15 protein-coding genes are annotated in these 15,222 nt (G+C 59.6%); 14 read left to right on the forward strand and 1 reads right to left on the reverse strand.

The features are described 5' to 3' along the window. Position 1: 1 nt before the first annotated feature. Positions 2–559, forward strand: coding sequence for a cytochrome c4 (locus IVB46_RS38085; RefSeq protein WP_247345247.1), 558 nt, complete (start codon positions 2–4; stop codon positions 557–559). A 134-nt stretch (positions 560–693) separates the two neighbouring features. On the opposite strand, the gene IVB46_RS38090 is transcribed toward IVB46_RS38085, so the two are convergent. Then, positions 694–1,476: an ankyrin repeat domain-containing protein gene (locus IVB46_RS38090; protein ID WP_247344965.1), complete on the reverse strand. Its 783-nt coding sequence runs from the start codon at positions 1,474–1,476 to the stop codon at positions 694–696. A 501-nt stretch (positions 1,477–1,977) separates the two neighbouring features. On the opposite strand from IVB46_RS38090, the gene IVB46_RS38095 reads away from it, so the two are divergent. The 13 genes from IVB46_RS38095 (at position 1,978) to IVB46_RS38155 (ending at position 15,155) form a co-directional block, all read left to right on the forward strand. Further along, positions 1,978–2,352 (forward strand): hypothetical protein, encoded by a 375-nt coding sequence (locus IVB46_RS38095; RefSeq protein ID WP_247344967.1) that lies wholly within the window; start codon positions 1,978–1,980, stop codon positions 2,350–2,352. A 316-nt stretch (positions 2,353–2,668) separates the two neighbouring features. Beyond that, positions 2,669–3,046, forward strand: a complete 378-nt coding sequence (locus IVB46_RS38100; protein ID WP_247344970.1) for a DUF2946 domain-containing protein — start codon at positions 2,669–2,671, stop codon at positions 3,044–3,046. 140 nt (positions 3,047–3,186) lie between these two features. Continuing rightward, positions 3,187–5,583: a TonB-dependent receptor gene (locus IVB46_RS38105; protein ID WP_247344973.1), complete on the forward strand. Its 2,397-nt coding sequence runs from the start codon at positions 3,187–3,189 to the stop codon at positions 5,581–5,583. Positions 5,584–5,661: 78 nt separating this feature from the next. Further along, a complete protein-coding gene (exbB, locus tag IVB46_RS38110; RefSeq protein WP_247344976.1) occupies positions 5,662–6,429 on the forward strand; it encodes a tonB-system energizer ExbB in 768 nt (255 codons plus the stop codon). 5 nt (positions 6,430–6,434) lie between these two features. After that, positions 6,435–6,869, forward strand: a complete 435-nt coding sequence (exbD, locus tag IVB46_RS38115; protein WP_247344980.1) for a TonB system transport protein ExbD — start codon at positions 6,435–6,437, stop codon at positions 6,867–6,869. Then, the gene (locus IVB46_RS38120; protein ID WP_247344983.1) at positions 6,866–7,591 is read left to right on the forward strand and encodes an energy transducer TonB; all 726 of its coding nucleotides are present in this window, start codon (positions 6,866–6,868) and stop codon (positions 7,589–7,591) included. The genes exbD and IVB46_RS38120 overlap by 4 nt, the downstream gene beginning before the upstream one ends. A gap of 309 nt (positions 7,592–7,900) precedes the next feature. Then, positions 7,901–8,698 (forward strand): histidinol-phosphatase, encoded by a 798-nt coding sequence (gene hisN, locus IVB46_RS38125; RefSeq protein ID WP_247344986.1) that lies wholly within the window; start codon positions 7,901–7,903, stop codon positions 8,696–8,698. A gap of 460 nt (positions 8,699–9,158) precedes the next feature. After that, positions 9,159–9,578 carry a CopG family transcriptional regulator gene (locus IVB46_RS38130; RefSeq protein ID WP_247344989.1) on the forward strand — a complete coding sequence of 140 codons (420 nt, stop codon included), beginning with the start codon at positions 9,159–9,161 and terminating at the stop codon, positions 9,576–9,578. Positions 9,579–9,581: 3 nt separating this feature from the next. Next, on the forward strand, positions 9,582–10,772 hold the full coding sequence (locus IVB46_RS38135; protein WP_247344991.1) for a PHB depolymerase family esterase: 1,191 nt from the start codon (positions 9,582–9,584) through the stop codon (positions 10,770–10,772). A gap of 170 nt (positions 10,773–10,942) precedes the next feature. After that, the gene (locus IVB46_RS38140; RefSeq protein ID WP_247344994.1) at positions 10,943–11,455 is read left to right on the forward strand and encodes a Phasin protein; all 513 of its coding nucleotides are present in this window, start codon (positions 10,943–10,945) and stop codon (positions 11,453–11,455) included. Between the two features lie 226 nt (positions 11,456–11,681). Continuing rightward, entirely contained in the window at positions 11,682–12,101 is a 420-nt protein-coding gene (locus tag IVB46_RS38145) for a hypothetical protein (protein ID WP_256468696.1), read from the forward strand. Positions 12,102–12,348: 247 nt separating this feature from the next. Beyond that, entirely contained in the window at positions 12,349–13,857 is a 1,509-nt protein-coding gene (locus IVB46_RS38150) for a tetratricopeptide repeat protein (protein WP_247345000.1), read from the forward strand. 335 nt (positions 13,858–14,192) lie between these two features. After that, the gene (locus IVB46_RS38155) at positions 14,193–15,155 is read left to right on the forward strand and encodes an alpha/beta hydrolase (RefSeq protein ID WP_247345005.1); all 963 of its coding nucleotides are present in this window, start codon (positions 14,193–14,195) and stop codon (positions 15,153–15,155) included. Positions 15,156–15,222 lie beyond the last annotated feature (67 nt).

The raw sequence follows: 15,222 nt of genomic DNA on the forward strand, positions 1-15,222 counted from the left end.
GGTGATTTCGATCGGGATGATCCTCGGGGCATTATTGACCGCAGCCCCCGCCTTTGCACAAAGCATCGCGGAAAAAGTGGAGGCCTGCGCGAGCTGCCACGGCCAGGACGGCAGGCCGGGCGACAAGTCGATTCCCATCATCTGGGGACAGCAAGCAGGCTACATCTACATCCAACTGCGCGACTTCAAACGGGGGGATCGCAAGAACGAGATCCACCCGACCGTGTCGTCCTTCGAGAAGGTCGACATGCTGGCGATCGCGGAGTATTTCGCGCAAAAGCCGTGGCCTGATCTGGGCCAACCCCGCGCGCCGAAGCACATAGCCCAGCAGGCGATCAGCGCCGAGCACTCGGTAGGCTGCACCGGCTGCCATCTCGATCGGTTTCAAGGCAGTGGCACGACACCTCGCTTGGCCGGACAGAGCCGGGAATACCTTGCCAAGACAATCGCCGATTTCCGCACCCGTACGCGCGGCAACAACCCCGGCATGACTGATCTGATGCTCGCCACGCCTGTCGACGATCTTGCAGCGCTCGCGCAATATCTCGCTGGTCTTTAGACTAAAGCGCGATGAGATTGCGAAGAGTCATCATCGCGCTTTAGTAGCATGAACTCCGCGCAAACGCGTTCCTCGTTTGTCGCGAAGGAAAACCGCTTCACACTTTTCCAGATCATGCTCTAGGACGTGCCTCGCTACGGCGTGGCCAGTCGATCACGCAACAACGATAGTGAGGTGAGATCCGCGGCGCGTTTGCCCGCGTTGTCCTTGAGCGAGGGATCGGCGCCTCGCACAAGCAGCAGACTGGCGATCTCAGCGTGCCCACCTTCGGCGGCGATCATGAGAGCCGTCCGGCCGCGGGCATCGCGATCATCGATGTACGCGCCTGAATCCAGTAGATACCTCACAACCTTGACGGCCTCCGTCTCCGGAATTTTTTCATCCGGACCCGCAGCCCACATCAGCAGCGTCAGATCATTCGGATAGCGGGCATTGATATCGATGTTTCGCGAAAGCAGGTGCTTCACAATGTCAAGCCGGGCGCGGGCCGCGGCGTAGACAATTGGCGGCTTTCCGGTGTCGTCGGGCACACCTTGGTCAGCGCCATGCGCCAGCAGCGTTTCGACGATTGCGTCGCTGCCTGCATAAGCGGCGGCCCCGACCGGGGATACTCCACTGCGTCCGGTGAGTTTGACGTCGGCGCCGCGTTCAACAAGTCGCTGGGCGACCGCGATATGGCCGCGTTCGGCCGCGAAGTATAGCGCGGTTGCGCCCGCGAGATTGCGCGCATCAATTGGAGCGCCACGAGCAAGCAAAAGATCGACCATTTCCAGATGGCCAGCTCGCGCGGCGTGGCTGAGCGGGCGGGCTCCAAACCGGTCGCGCGCGTCCACTGACGCGCCATAGTCCAGCAGCCCGGTAGCCAGCTCGGTACAATTCTCGTCCGCTGCTGAGAATAGAAGTAGGGATACCTCCATTGCAGTGATCTGAGATTGCGTGGGTTGAAACCGACGGCCGATTTCCTGACATCTTTCCGAGGCGACGGCGAGGGCCGCCGACGAAGTGCCAAGTACGAGAAATACGGCCGAACATAGAGCTCCAACGTGCCGGGACAAGAGACACCCTCCCTCGCCATTTCTTCATGCAAGATGACACGGCGCGCGGTCGATGCCAAGTTGGCCGACATCACCAAAGCTGCCGCCTCAAAGTGCACCAGACTATGGAAGCGCCAACTTCTGCTTGTGGCCCCTTTGAGACATGCTGCCTGACCCTGAGGACGTCCGCTAATCGGGGGACACCGGAAGTATCAGACCGGCTGTCAAAACGGCGCTCTTGACCCTAGGCGGACATCGATGGCCAAGGAAATTTATCAGATTGATGCACCGCACCTCCGACAGCTTGTCGTTGGCGGTCGTTGGCATTCCTGATATTCTTTGATGTGCATCCGGCAGGTCTTGCACCGCAAATTGGGTGCTTGCATGTGGACCTTTCACTCGCGGATTTCTGCAATCGCGGCTGGGACTGTCGTGTTGTTACTTTGCAATCAGACGCATGCATTGGCTCGCGGCAGCCAGGTTGGACACGACGATCCCTGGAATTCGGAACGTATCGATCGTCTGCCTCCCGAGGTTCGGACTGCTGTCATTCGCATGTGCCGAGATCCACCGCGCGCCGGTCACTACTTTGCGACCTATATCGACAATTCACACGTGATGAAGCTGCACTTCGAACATCTGCACTGTGGGGGGCAGGCAACATTTTGCAGGGAAGGTACTTGCCTTCGCCAGGAATATGTCTCTACCGGAGGCCACTATCGGCTCAAGAAAACCTACTACGGCCGCAATAATGACTGATCCGCCGGCTCATAGCAAAATAGCCCCGCCAGCTACGGGCAACCCCAAGGGACGACCAAGACAGACATGGGACTGACTAAGGTCTGTGGCCGGCTGCAGATCGCCACTGCGTCGTCGAATGGCGACGGGCGGAGCGGGACGGCACCTTGGAGGAGCTGATCGCCACGCCCGACTGCCCGGTTTGCTGCAGACATTTGCAGGTTGGTCGCGGCTGCTCGGAGATCGGGCGGGGCGTGACCACGGACTTACATTGACGGAGGTCGTAGCTCAGATAAGATTGCGCTGCGGCTGAAAGCCGAGGGACACTACCGCTCGAATGCGCTGGTTTCAGGAAACAATCAGGCAAAGTACGTGGCTGGCGCTGATTGCGCTGGCGATGAACTTTGGGCTGTCCTTTGGTCACGTTCATGCGATCGACGGCAAGGCTTCCGGGCGTGGGATTGCCGCAATGGCAGCGTCCATCGCGTCGCCGGACGATAGCCAGAATAAAGGACATCCCAACGATGGCCATGCCGACTATCTCTGTCCGATCTGCATGGCCGCGACCGCGATGGCGAACGCGCTCGCCTCGGCGCCGCCTGCTCTGCCGTTAGAGCCTGCCAGCATTACAGTCGATCGTAAGATTGAAGACGTGCTTGCCCTCGTCGGGCGATCACGGGGCGCATTTCAACCGCGCGGGCCACCGATTTCCTGACATCGCTGTTGCGGTTCCCTGTTAGCGTAGCGTGCCGAAGCGCGTTGCTGCGATGGGGTACGAGGCTCCCGCGTGGACGGCGCGTTGTCGCCGCGAGCGCAATCCGAAGTCAGGATTCGGCCATGTTTGTTTCCCGCTCTTTGCGCATCACGCGGCGGATTCTCTGCTCCGCATGGTCGCTGGCTTTGCTTGCCGCATCGAATGCGCCCGTTCTGGCGCAGAACGACACCACCTCACCGCCGTCGGCCGCTACGACCGTGCCGCAGCCTCCCGTCGCTACCCCCGCGCCTCAGGAGAGCGCCACGCCCGTACCGCAACAGGCGCCGGCACCCGAAACGCCACAACAGGCGACCGGCGGCAATGTCCTGCCCGAGACGCGTGTAGTCGCGCCAGCCCAGCGACCGCGACCGCGAACGCGAACGCCGCCACCCGGTCAGGTGGTGACCCGCCAGCCGGCCCCGCCCACACCGACACAGGCGCAGGTCGTGAACCAGCAGAACCAGAAGTTCGACGCAGCCCGGCAAACCATTTTGGCGCCGGTCGGTGCTTCCTCCTATGAAGTCAGCCACCAGGCGATCGAGGCGCAGCCGCAGGGAAACAATGCGACGATGGACAAGGTGCTGTTGCAGTTCCCCGGCGTCACGCAGGATTCAGCCGCGAGCGGCGAGCTGCATGTGCGCAACGAGCACGCCAATATCCAATACCGCATCAACGGCATCATGCTGCCCGACGGTGTTGGTGCCTTCGGCCAAATCCTCGATACCGGCATCATCGGCAGCTTGGCGCTCCTGACTGGTGCGCTGCCGGCGCAATACGGTCAACGCACCGCGGGCGTGCTCGACATCCAGACCAAGACGGACGCCTTTAACAACACTGGAAGCGTCAGCGTCTATGGCGGCAGCCAGGGCACCATCACGCCGAGCTTTGAATATGGCGGCACGGTCGGACAGACCCAATATTTCGCGTCCGGGCGCTTCCTGCAGAACAATCTGGGAATAGAAAATCCGACGCCTTCGAACGAAGCGATTCACGACCGCACGTCGCAGGAAAAGGGATTTCTCTATCTTTCGACCGTACTCGATCCCACCAGCCGCCTGACATTCATGAGCGGCGTATCGAATGCGTCGTTTCAGATTCCCAACAGTCCGGGGCAGATGCCCAACTTTAACGTCAATGGGATAACCAACTTCAATTCCTCAACGCTCAACGAGCACCAGAACGAGTTCAATCAGTTCAACGTTTTTGCCTACCAGAAATCGGCGGGGGATATCGACTACCAGATTTCCTACTTCAACCGCTACAGCCAGTTGCACTTCTTTCCTGACCCGCTCGGAGATCTGATTTTCAATGGCGTGTCGTCGGACGTCTACCGTCAGAGCTTCGTCAACGGCATTCAGGAAGATACCGCCTGGCGCGTCGGCTTTGCCCATACGCTGCGGTTTGGATTTTCCGTGAGCGCTGAGCGCTCTTTGGTCAACAACGTATCCACGGTGCTGCCAGTTGATCCCGCAACCGGCAACCAGGTCGACCCCATAACCGGCAATCCGTTCGGTCCACCGTTCAGCGTGTTCGACTCCAGCTCCAAGACCGGCTGGCTACTCGGCACCTATGTTCAGGACGAGTGGCGGATCACGAACCAACTAACCTTGAACGCTGGATTGCGCTTCGACCAGATGTATCAGTATGTCGATGCCAACCAGTTCAGTCCGCGCATCAGTCTGACCTGGAAGCCGTACGACGGAACCACCTTCCACGCCGGCTACGCGCGAAACTTCACGCCGCCACAGCAGGTGATCGCTGCGCCGGCCAACCTTGCGCTGGTGACGCCTCCTACCGCGCCCGCTAACACGCAAACGCCCGAGGTGCCCGTCAACAGTCCGGTGCTACCGGAAAGCTCTCACGTCTTCGATGTCGGTGTCGTTCAGAAGATATATCCCGTACCCGGTCTCGAAGTCGGCATCGACGGCTACTACAAGATCGCACGCAATCTGCTCGATGACGGCCAGTTCGGCGCGGCCTATGTGCTGAACGGTTTCAACTACGATCGCGGCCAGAATATCGGCCTCGAACTCAAGTCGACTTACACAAACGGCAACTTCCGCGCCTGGGCAAACCTCGCCTGGGCGAAGCAGGTCGCCACTAACATCGTGTCGAACCAGTTCCTGTTCGCTCAGGACGAGTTGAACTACATCGCTACTCACTATATCTACACTGACCACGCCCAGGTCCTGACCGGATCGGCCGGCGCTTCCTATTTGTGGAACGGCACGCGCTTCAGTGCTTCGATGATCTACGGCAGTGGACTTCGTTCCGGCTTCGCCAATACCGATCACTTGCCGTCTTACACCCAGGTCAATGTCGGCGTGTCGCACGATTTCAACATTGTTGCGCCGAACAAACCGACCACAGTGCGGTTCGATGTCGTCAACCTGTTCGACAAGATCTACGAGATCAGGGACGGGTCTGGCATCGGCGTGTTCGCCCCGCAATTCGGACCGCGGCGCGGTTTCTTTGTCGGCGTTTCGCAGAAACTCTGAGCTGGGGCAAGGGTCCGGATCACTTGTCGAAGAGAGGACCACATGTGGCATAGCAGGCACGGTGGCAAATTTTGCGGAATGATTGCGAGGTTCGCGGGGTTTCTTGTCTGCCTCGCGGTGACGGCAGAACCCGCGCTTGCCCAGTCTCCGAATCCGTTGTTGCCGCGAAACCTGTCGCCTTGGGGCATGTTCCTCAATGCCGATATCGTGGTGAAAGTGGTCATGATCGGGCTTGCCTTCGCTTCGCTGGTGACCTGGACGGTATGGCTTGCCAAAACCATCGAGCTCGGTGCCCAGCAGAGGCTCGCGCGTCGCCGGCTCAAAATGCTGGAAAGCGGGGGCAGTCTTCAAGATGCGGTCCGCGCTTGCGAAACCGATAGGGACGCCGTCGCGCAGCTTGTCCTGTCCACTGCGCGAGAAGCCGAGCTATCCGACGGCGTCATCGACGAAGGTTTCAAGGAACGCGTCGCGTTGCGGCTGGAGCGCGTCGAGGCCGCGATGACACGACAGGTTTCGCGTGGCGTCGGCATCCTGGCAACGATCGGCGCCACAGCCCCGTTCGTCGGCTTGTTTGGTACGGTCTGGGGCATCATGAACTCCTTCATCGGCATTTCGGAATCCCACACCACCAATCTCGCGGTGGTGGCTCCCGGTATCGCCGAAGCCTTGCTCGCCACCGCGCTTGGGCTCGTCGCCGCCATTCCGGCGGTCGTGATCTACAACCATCTCGCGCGCGTCATCAGCGGCTACCGCACCCTGTTGGGGGATGCCTCGGCGCAACTCTTGTTGATGGTCAGCCGCGGACACAGGGGCCGAGTTGCTCCCTTGCCGCGCGCCGCGGAGTGACGAAGATGGCGACGCGTCTTGGTACACGCTCGAGCGGCGACGATCTCGAAATCCAGCACGAGATCAACGTCACTCCCTTCATTGACGTCATTCTGGTGTTGCTGATCATCTTTATGGTGGCGGCGCCGCTCGCAACTGTGGACATCGGCGTCAATCTGCCCGCCAGCACTGCTCCCGAGCAGCCGCGTCCGGACAAGCCAGTGTTCGTCACCATCAAGCCTGACGAGACCATTGCGGTCGGCGAGATCGTGGTCCCGCGCGAGCAGCTTCCGGCCGCGCTCGATTCCGCGACGAACAACCACAAGGACGAGACGATTTTTGTCCGCGCGGACAAGACCCTGAGCTATGGCGCGCTTATGGAGGTGATGAACACCTTCCGTGATGCCGGATATCTCAAGCTTGCCCTCGTCGGGCTGGAAACGCCAGCGGCCAAGCAATGAATGCGTTCGCACTGCATCTGCCGGAAAGGCACGGGCTTTCCCGCTGGACGTTGGCGAGCTTGACGATCTTGATCGCCCACGCTGCGATCGTGGCGGTGGTTGCGTTCTGGTATGCCCGCAAACCGATGGAACCGAATATTCTTCCAGCTATCGCAGTAACCCTTGCACCGGTCGAGGCCAGTTCGCCCCAGGTTCAGAACCAGGACATCGCGGTCGGCCCGACCATGCAACAGGCGGAAGCCGCGCCGATAGAGCCGCCCAAGGTCGAGGAGAAGCCATTGGAGCAGGTGATACAACCGCCGTCGCCTCCACAGCAGGCCGAGATAACGCTGCCGCAGATCGAGCCGAAAGAAGCGGAAAAGCCGAAGCCGCAAGAGCAGCCTCCCGCACCAGAAACGCGCGCGCCGCCAAAGACGGAGCATGTCGGTCAGTTCACTCAAGCCGGCTCCAATGCCTACAACGCGCTGGTGTTTGGGCACCTGCAGCGCTTCAAGCGCTATCCATCGTCGGCGCGAGGGGCACAGGGTACGGTGGTGGTGAGATTCGTCCTGAACCGTACGGGCGCAGTGATGGAGAGCGCAGTGACGAAATCGTCAGGCAATGATGTGCTCGATCGCGAGGCGCTCGAAATCCTGCGCCGCGCCAGTCCCTTCCCGCCATTTCCGGGGGCCAAACCCGGGTCTCAGGATAGCTACATCGCACCGGTGAATTTCGCGCGCTAGTGCGAACGCGAGATCGTGACATCCCGATGGACTGATGGAATAGGCTGCGATGTCTATCCAAGCTGACGTCGCTTATTGGCCCTTAGCGGACCTGCGCGACGACCCCGGTTGATGTCCGCCTTTGACCCGTTTGCGACATCGCAGCCAGCCCTGACGGTGTCCATTCTTCTGGTCTCGCCCTATGGTCCGGCGGGCTTCTCGGCGACGACCTCCAAGATCACAACCGGACTGTTTATGCATGTTTATAGGGTGTAATTCGACGCCCATCCGGATACGACGGCGCTGAGCGTGCACGAATGGAGATATTTGATGCCGAGACTGCCGAGCGCCGATTTCCTTCATCGATTGGCAGATATTGCCGATCGCGAAACCTTGCCGCGCTTTCGAACCGACCTTGCCGTCGATTCCAAAACTGGGGAGGCTTACTTTGACCCGGTGACCGAGGCTGACCGGGAAGCCGAGATTGCGATTCGAGCAGCGATCGAAGCCGAATATCCCGACCACGCCATTCTGGGCGAAGAGCTCGGTCTAACCGGAAGCGGTTCTTGCCGCTGGGTCTTGGACCCGGTGGATGGGACTCGTCCCTTCATCTGCGGCCTTCCTGTCTGGGGCACCCTGATCGGTCTCACCGTCGATGGCCGAGCCGAACAGGGAATAATGAGCCAGCCCTTTACGAGTGAGCGTTTCTGGGCCACCGCCGATGGGGCCTGGTGCGAACATGCAGGCAAGCGCCAACGACTGTCTACGCGAGACGTCGGCCCGCTGTCGCGGGCCATCCTGCATACGACTTCGCCTGAGCACTATCATGGTGAGCTAAAGCAGGGCTTCGATCGCCTTGCCGCTTCGGTCCGGATGACCCGCTACGGCGGCGAATGCTATGCCACGGCAATGCTCGCTGCTGGCCGCATTGACCTCGCCGTCGAACCTTCGCTCCAGCCCTACGATATCGTCGCGTTGATCCCGATCATCGAAAAGGCGGGCGGAGTGGTGACGCGGATTGATGGCGGGCGGGCCGAGGAGGGTGGCTCGGTCTTAGCTTCGGCAACTGCCGGTCTTCATGCACAGGCCCTTCACCTCCTCAATAACGGGGTTAGCGCGCGGGCTTAAAGGCTGACGAGGACGGATCTGCCGTCGCTTACAGTTAAGATAAGTGCGCTAATGGCCCGAAGCCGGCTGCAAATGAGGGGCAGAGCGCGTCCGCTCTGCGCAGTTAGTTCAGACGTCGACCTGCTCTGCTATTGCGAGTGCATCGTCGACTTCAATTCCCAGGTACCGGACGATGCTCTCGATTTTGGTTTGCTCCCCGGCGTGGGAGCACGACGAACCTGTTTCCGTTTGAAGCCTTTGAACGAGCTGGCCATTGGGCTTGCGATGATCGGAGAGGCGAGTTTCGCCAGGAATTTGTCTGGCCCTCTACGATGCGGCGACCGCTCTCGACCTGAGACAGCCCGCCTGCGCGAGCTGCTCGTCCTGGGTCGTTGGGTGGCTCCATCCCTTGAAAGGCGCCGGGGAGCATCTAGATAACATCCATAGACCATCCAGATGGATGTCAAATGGATGTTTAGCTATGGCCGATAATGTGCACGAGCTGCGATCCAAGGCCCCCGACACCGAGAAGATCACGATCAACCTTGGCTATGTCGACCTCGGTCACGTCGATCTTATGGTGCAGGAAGGGTTCTATTCGAACCGGACCGATTTCATCCGGACAGCAATCCGGAACCAGCTCGAGCGACACGTAGAGGTCGTCAGACAGTCCACGGCCCGGAAGAAACTGGACCTCGGCCTGCGCAACTACACTCGCGAGGATCTCGAAGCGGCGCGGCGCGTCGGCGAGATGCTGCAGATCAATGTTTTGGGCTTAGCCACCATCGCCCAGGACGTCACTCCCGAGTTGGCTCGCGCCACAATCGCGTCGGTCTCGGTGCTGGGGGCCCTTCACGCCACTCCCGCGGTCAAGGCCGCTCTCGCCGACAGAACGAGGTGAACGATGCTGAATCAAGACATAGTCCGCGAAGCAACCCGCCTCACGCGGGCCGGCCAACTGGTCGAGGCCACCGCGCTGCTGCAGCGCATGCTCCAGGGCGGTAGCGCTCCAAGACCGGAGTCTCGCAGCGCCTCTCAGGCTCGGCACCCGCGGCTCCATCCGCTTACCATCGACGCCACGGCCGAAGTTGTCGAGGAGCGGGAAGCTCCGCAGATTGCGCCGGCCCGCTCTGCTCAGGGACGCAGACGCTCCCTACCGCTCGACGGCATGCGGGATTTTTCCGGGCTCGGCCTGCGAAGTCCGATCACGCGCGCTCCTCTGTCCCCATCGGACATCGTGCCAGAGGGCACGCGGTTTATCGCCGGTACCTTCAGTAACGCCGCGGGAAGCCGGACCTACAAGCTGTTCATCCCAAGCCGCTGTCAGGGACAACGGCTTCCCCTGATCGTCATGCTTCACGGCTGCACCCAGTCGCCGGACGATTTCGCGGCCGGCACCCGGATGAACTTCCTAGCGGAAGAGCAGAATTGCTTCGTGGTCTATCCTGAGCAGCCGAGCGGAGCCAACCAGTCGAAGTGCTGGAACTGGTTTCGCACGAGCGACCAGCGCCGCGGCGGGGGCGAGCCCTCGATGATCGCCGGCATTACCCGCCAGATCATGCGCGACCATGTGATCGATCCGAAGCGCGTATACGTCGCGGGTCTGTCGGCCGGCGGGGCCGCCGCCGCCATCATGGGCGCAACGTATAGCGACCTGTACGCGGCCGTCGGTATTCATTCAGGCCTCGCGTGTGGAGCCGCGAGCGATCTTCCCTCCGCGTTCGTCGCCATGCGGCAGGGAGGCGGCTCCAACGCAATTGCGGACGGCAAAACTTCTGTGCCGACCATCGTTTTCCATGGCGATCGCGACACTACGGTGCATCCAAAGAATGGCGATCAGATTATCGAGCAGTCCGCCATGGCAACGAGGCCGACGACGAAGGTACTTCGCGGACGCGTACCCCACGGCCATGCCTATACTCGCACCGTCCTGATCGACGGGGCCGGTCGGGCGATTTCCGAACACTGGAACATCGATGGCGCCGGACACGCGTGGTCAGGCGGCAGCCCCGCCGGGTCCTACACTGATCCGCAAGGGCCGGATGCGACGAGGGAAATGCTGCGCTTCTTCCTCGAGCATTCGCTCGGTGGGTAGCCTGGGTTGGAGTTGCTACCTAAAATCATCGTCGACACCGCAGAACGTGCGATTGATCTCAGTTCATGCGGGACTCCAACAATGCACGGTTTGGAACGCCACGTCACAAAGCCTGTTGTCCTTTCAGAAATGACCGTTGTGGTCGCACCCCCATTTTTTTGGAGCGTCAGATGAGCAAACGCAAACCGGCGACAGCGCCAAAGCGCGCCCGCAATCCGAAAATGGCCGCGCGGGCCCAACGGAACAAGCAGGCCATTGTTAGAAGCCCGAAAGAGAATCTACTTCACTTTGCTGCGGCAGTCTCGGTCGAACCGCCTCCTGAGCTTCATGATGATCCTAAACACGAGGTTCCTATCATTGAGCCTCGGGCGGATGCCTTAGTAGATGACCTCAGTCAGAGAATGACGGATAGCGATCCAACGAAAGGCTTTGCTTTAGCGACGGCAAACATGCAGGCGTATCAGGCGAAGCTTCTTGAGATAGCCGAGGCCAACGCGCAATTTGCTTTTGAACTTGGCCTGAGACTCGCGACGATCAGGTCACCAACTGAATTTTTCGGCGTCTTTACGGAGTTTACAAGCAGACGGGTCGATATGTTCGCGCAGCATTCGAAAGAACTGGCGGCATATCCGTTCTGGCGCATCAAGCCGCCCCGAGAGCTCACGGCTCTGCCGGGACGATAACTGCAAGCCGTACCCGCTGCGGCAAAGGATGGACGCAAATGCGGATCACGCACGCGCCGATCACGGTTGCTTGCTTTCGGCTGGGGAGCGCGGCTCACAGCGAGGGAGCGGAATCAGCGCCGGCCATCTTGGTGGGCACGGTGCCGCTGATCCGAGGTACCCGCCATCGCGAATATAGGTTGACACCATTCACAACTGAAGCTGCTCTCGACCGTCTCCGGTCAATTTGCGCGTCTATCCCAGGACTGGTTTTTGGCGGAGTGATTGGAAGGCCCAGCTGCGACAGTCCCTGCCGAAGACCACATTCATGCGCAGCGTACCGGTCACGGGACCTGAAGCAGTAGGTGTGGCGCAAGCATATGATGGCGTTGTCGATTGGATCCTGCTCGACAGTCATCGCACAGGTGATGTGCAGATCGGCGCGCAGGGCGTGACGCACCACTGGAGCATCAGTCGAACGATAGTGGAGAGTGTTCGCACCCCAGTAATACTTGCCGGTGGCCTCGGACCAGACAATGTCAAAGAAGCTATTCGGTCGGTGCGACCTGCCGGCGTTGATTCGAAAACAAGAACGGATCGAGAGGGCACTCACTCAAAAGACCTGGGCAAGGTAGAAGCCTTCTATCGCGCTGCGACGAGCGGCTAGATCGCACTTCTCTTCTTGCCCCGAATGCGAAGTTCGAACCGGCTCAGAAATCGTCTGCTTGTAAGGCTAGAGCGGAAGTGACCGGTCGACGGTCAAAACGACGCAATTGACCCGAACCGGACGTCCACTCAACATCACCGCAACAACTTGTAAGAGCCGTGAACATAGTCAGCAACCTTGACCAACGCAAAGCCGCAAAAATCTGCTAGGTTCGAGCGTCCGGGCGTTTGGCCCGTGCGGGGAGGCAATGGTGACGGACTCAGAAGTCTCCAGCGACCGACCGAATAAACCGGCATCCGATAACTTACTGAACAAAACGCCATCTGATGACGAGCCTCCGGACCAACCGGCATCGACTCGTAACTTTAAGGGTCGCTTCCGGGTGCGATTGCAATTGATCGGCGGGGCGCTCGCTTCGATTGCGGCTATCGGCGCGATCGCGGGTGGCCTCGTCGGCTATTGGACTGTGTGGAAGACGCTCCGCACCGACGTGTTTCCGGACAAGCAACAGACGCAGAGGGAGGCTACGGCCCGGCCCGACATTGCTCCCCGCTTGTCACTTGTCGTTCTGCCGTTCGCAAACGTCAGCAACGATCTGGAGCAGGACTATTTCGCCGACGGCATCACGACTGACCTGACGACCGACCTCGCGCAAATGCCCGGCGCGTTCGTTATCGGACGCGGAACGGCGTTTACATACAAGAACAAGCAAATCGACTTCAGGACGCTCGGCAAGGACCTTGGCATCCGCTGGGCGGTCCAGGGCGCGGTGCGGCGCAACGGAGATCAGGTCCGGGTCAACGTATCACTTACGGATATCGCGAGCGGTCGGGACGTCTGGTCCGATCGTTTCGACGGCGATCGTACGAACCTCGCCGCCTTGCAGGACCAGATCACAGCGCGGCTCGCTCGCTCGCTTAACATTGAACTGATCCAAGCCGAAAGCCGTCGCAGCGAAGTGGACCGATCGAGAAATCCAGACGCTACGGACTTCACGATGCGCGGCTGGGCAAAGCTCTATGGGCCGCAGTCGAAGATCCAAAATGGTCAGGCAAAGGACCTATTCGATAGTGCGCTGCGCCTCGATCCGGACAACGTTGAGGCCATGATTGGCAAAGCGCGGTGTCTAGCGGTTGGTGTGAACAACCGATGGTCTGCGTCCGTTGTTGAAGACAAAAAGCAAGCGATCGACCTCATCGACAGAGTTCTGTCCAAAAGCTCGGCAAGCGCGAGTGCTCATACGACCAAGGGAAGCATTCTTGTATTTGGACGTCCTGAGGAGGCATTGGCTGAATTCGATGCGGCGCTCGAAATTGATCCAAATAATCCAGCTGCCTACGCTGCTAAAGCAATAGCACTCGTCGTCTCGGGGCGTACGCGCGAAGCCTTCTCGCCGGTCCAGTTGGCTCTCCGTCTCAGTCCCAGAGATCCTTTTGCTTTCCAATGGCGCTTCTGGCTCTGCCATGCACACTTGCACCTGCACCAATATGGAGAAGCCATCGAGGAATGCGGGCGCTCGGTCAATCTGAACAACTCGCACTTGTACGCCTATGTAGATCTGACATCGGCTTATGGAGCCACGGGGCAATTGGAACAGGCACAGCGGACCTTGACTGAATTGAACAAGCTGCGACCAGACTTCACGATCCATTGGTACCGTGATCTCGTTTACTCGATGTCAACCAACCCGCAGTTTCGTCGAGAGATCGATGACATTCTCGATGGGCTGAGGAAGGGAGGGGTCCGGGAGCAATAAAATGCAAGGCTATTCGCTTGCTGACGTTGACGGCCTCTTTCATCTCGAATGTCACCTATTGGCCCATCGCGTCAGTTGGCGCAGTGCTGCGACATGTCCGAAGTTGAGGTTAGACCGGAAGTAGCTGGCCGACTGTAAAAACGACGCGATTGACCCGAAGCCGACCTTGCGCCGATGCTGCCGGAGGCGCGGTGCGGGCTCGACAATAAATCGCAGAGCATGTCGTTTTGGCGGTCCGCCGTCCGACAGGGTGTCGGCGGAGCCGCTTCGGTTGTGGCTGGAGCTCACAATGTGACTGATTAGCTATCAGATCAATGATCTTGCGGAGGTTGGCAATGACGATCTCGCATCGATTTATCGAGACAAATGGCATTCGAATGCACCTGGCCGAAGCAGGGAGCGGTCCCACCGTGCTTCTCTGCCATGGCTTTCCGGAGTGCTGGTATTCGTGGCGGCACCAATTGGAAGCGCTCGCTGCCGCCGGATATCGCGCCATCGCGCCTGACATGCGTGGTTACGGGCAGACGAACAAACCGGATGCGATCGATCAATACACTCTATTGCATTTGACCGGAGACATGGTCGGATTGCTCGACGCGATCGGCACGGATCAAGCAGTCGTTGTCGGACATGATTGGGGAGCGCCGGTCGCTTGGCGCTGCGCTCTGTTCAGACCGGATCGATTTAGGGCCGTCGTTGGCTTGAGCGTGCCGTTTCAGGTGCGTGGTCCCAACCGACCAAGCACCGTCATGCCGAGGACCGAAAAGCAGCGCTTCTATCAACTGTATTTCCAGACGCCGGGCATTGCCGAGGCAGAACTCGAAAAAGACGTCCACAACGCAATCAAGACAACATTGTTTGCCCTATCTGGCGATGCGCCGGTTGAAGATCCTGCGTCGCTCGCGATGCTTCCTAGTGAGGGGGGGTGGCTTGATGGGAAGCCTACAACCCAATCATTGCCGACGTGGCTCACGGACAATGACATCGAATTTTACGTCGAGGAGTTCAAGCGCACCGGCTTTGGAGGAGGTTTGAATTGGTATCGCAACATTGATCGGAATTGGGAACTGCTCGCACCATGGTCTGGCGCAAAGGTTCAGGTCCCGGCACTCTATGTCGTTGGCGATCGAGACGGGGTTTACAGATCGCCGAATTGGAACCATCTCATCCCTAGCCTGAAACAGTTCGTGCCCTTGCTTCGCGAGACAATAGTCTTGAAAGGTTGCGGTCATTGGACTCAGCAAGAGCGGGCCAAAGACGTAAACAATGCGCTCCTGGAATTCCTGAAACAGAACTGATGCACTGAGTCCGTTGATGGCCCATCGCTTTCGCTGGTGTGGTGCAGCTACATGTCGGTTCATGGGG

It is taken from the genome of Bradyrhizobium sp. 61, from assembly GCF_023073075.1.
In the GTDB taxonomy this organism is placed as follows: Bacteria; Pseudomonadota; Alphaproteobacteria; order Rhizobiales; family Xanthobacteraceae; genus Bradyrhizobium; species Bradyrhizobium barranii.

Coding starts and splice junctions, on each gene's coding strand:
- IVB46_RS38140 (WP_247344994.1), top strand. CDS start 10,943: ATGAGCAAACGCAAACCGGCGACAGCGCCAAAGCGCGCCCGCAATCCG.
- IVB46_RS38120 (WP_247344983.1), top strand. CDS start 6,866: ATGAATGCGTTCGCACTGCATCTGCCGGAAAGGCACGGGCTTTCCCGC.
- exbB (WP_247344976.1), top strand. CDS start 5,662: ATGATTGCGAGGTTCGCGGGGTTTCTTGTCTGCCTCGCGGTGACGGCA.
- IVB46_RS38095 (WP_247344967.1), top strand. CDS start 1,978: ATGTGGACCTTTCACTCGCGGATTTCTGCAATCGCGGCTGGGACTGTC.
- IVB46_RS38090 (WP_247344965.1), bottom strand. CDS start 1,476: ATGGAGGTATCCCTACTTCTATTCTCAGCAGCGGACGAGAATTGTACC.
- IVB46_RS38155 (WP_247345005.1), top strand. CDS start 14,193: ATGACGATCTCGCATCGATTTATCGAGACAAATGGCATTCGAATGCAC.
- IVB46_RS38100 (WP_247344970.1), top strand. CDS start 2,669: ATGCGCTGGTTTCAGGAAACAATCAGGCAAAGTACGTGGCTGGCGCTG.
- IVB46_RS38130 (WP_247344989.1), top strand. CDS start 9,159: ATGGCCGATAATGTGCACGAGCTGCGATCCAAGGCCCCCGACACCGAG.
- exbD (WP_247344980.1), top strand. CDS start 6,435: ATGGCGACGCGTCTTGGTACACGCTCGAGCGGCGACGATCTCGAAATC.
- hisN (WP_247344986.1), top strand. CDS start 7,901: ATGCCGAGACTGCCGAGCGCCGATTTCCTTCATCGATTGGCAGATATT.
- IVB46_RS38135 (WP_247344991.1), top strand. CDS start 9,582: ATGCTGAATCAAGACATAGTCCGCGAAGCAACCCGCCTCACGCGGGCC.
- IVB46_RS38150 (WP_247345000.1), top strand. CDS start 12,349: ATGGTGACGGACTCAGAAGTCTCCAGCGACCGACCGAATAAACCGGCA.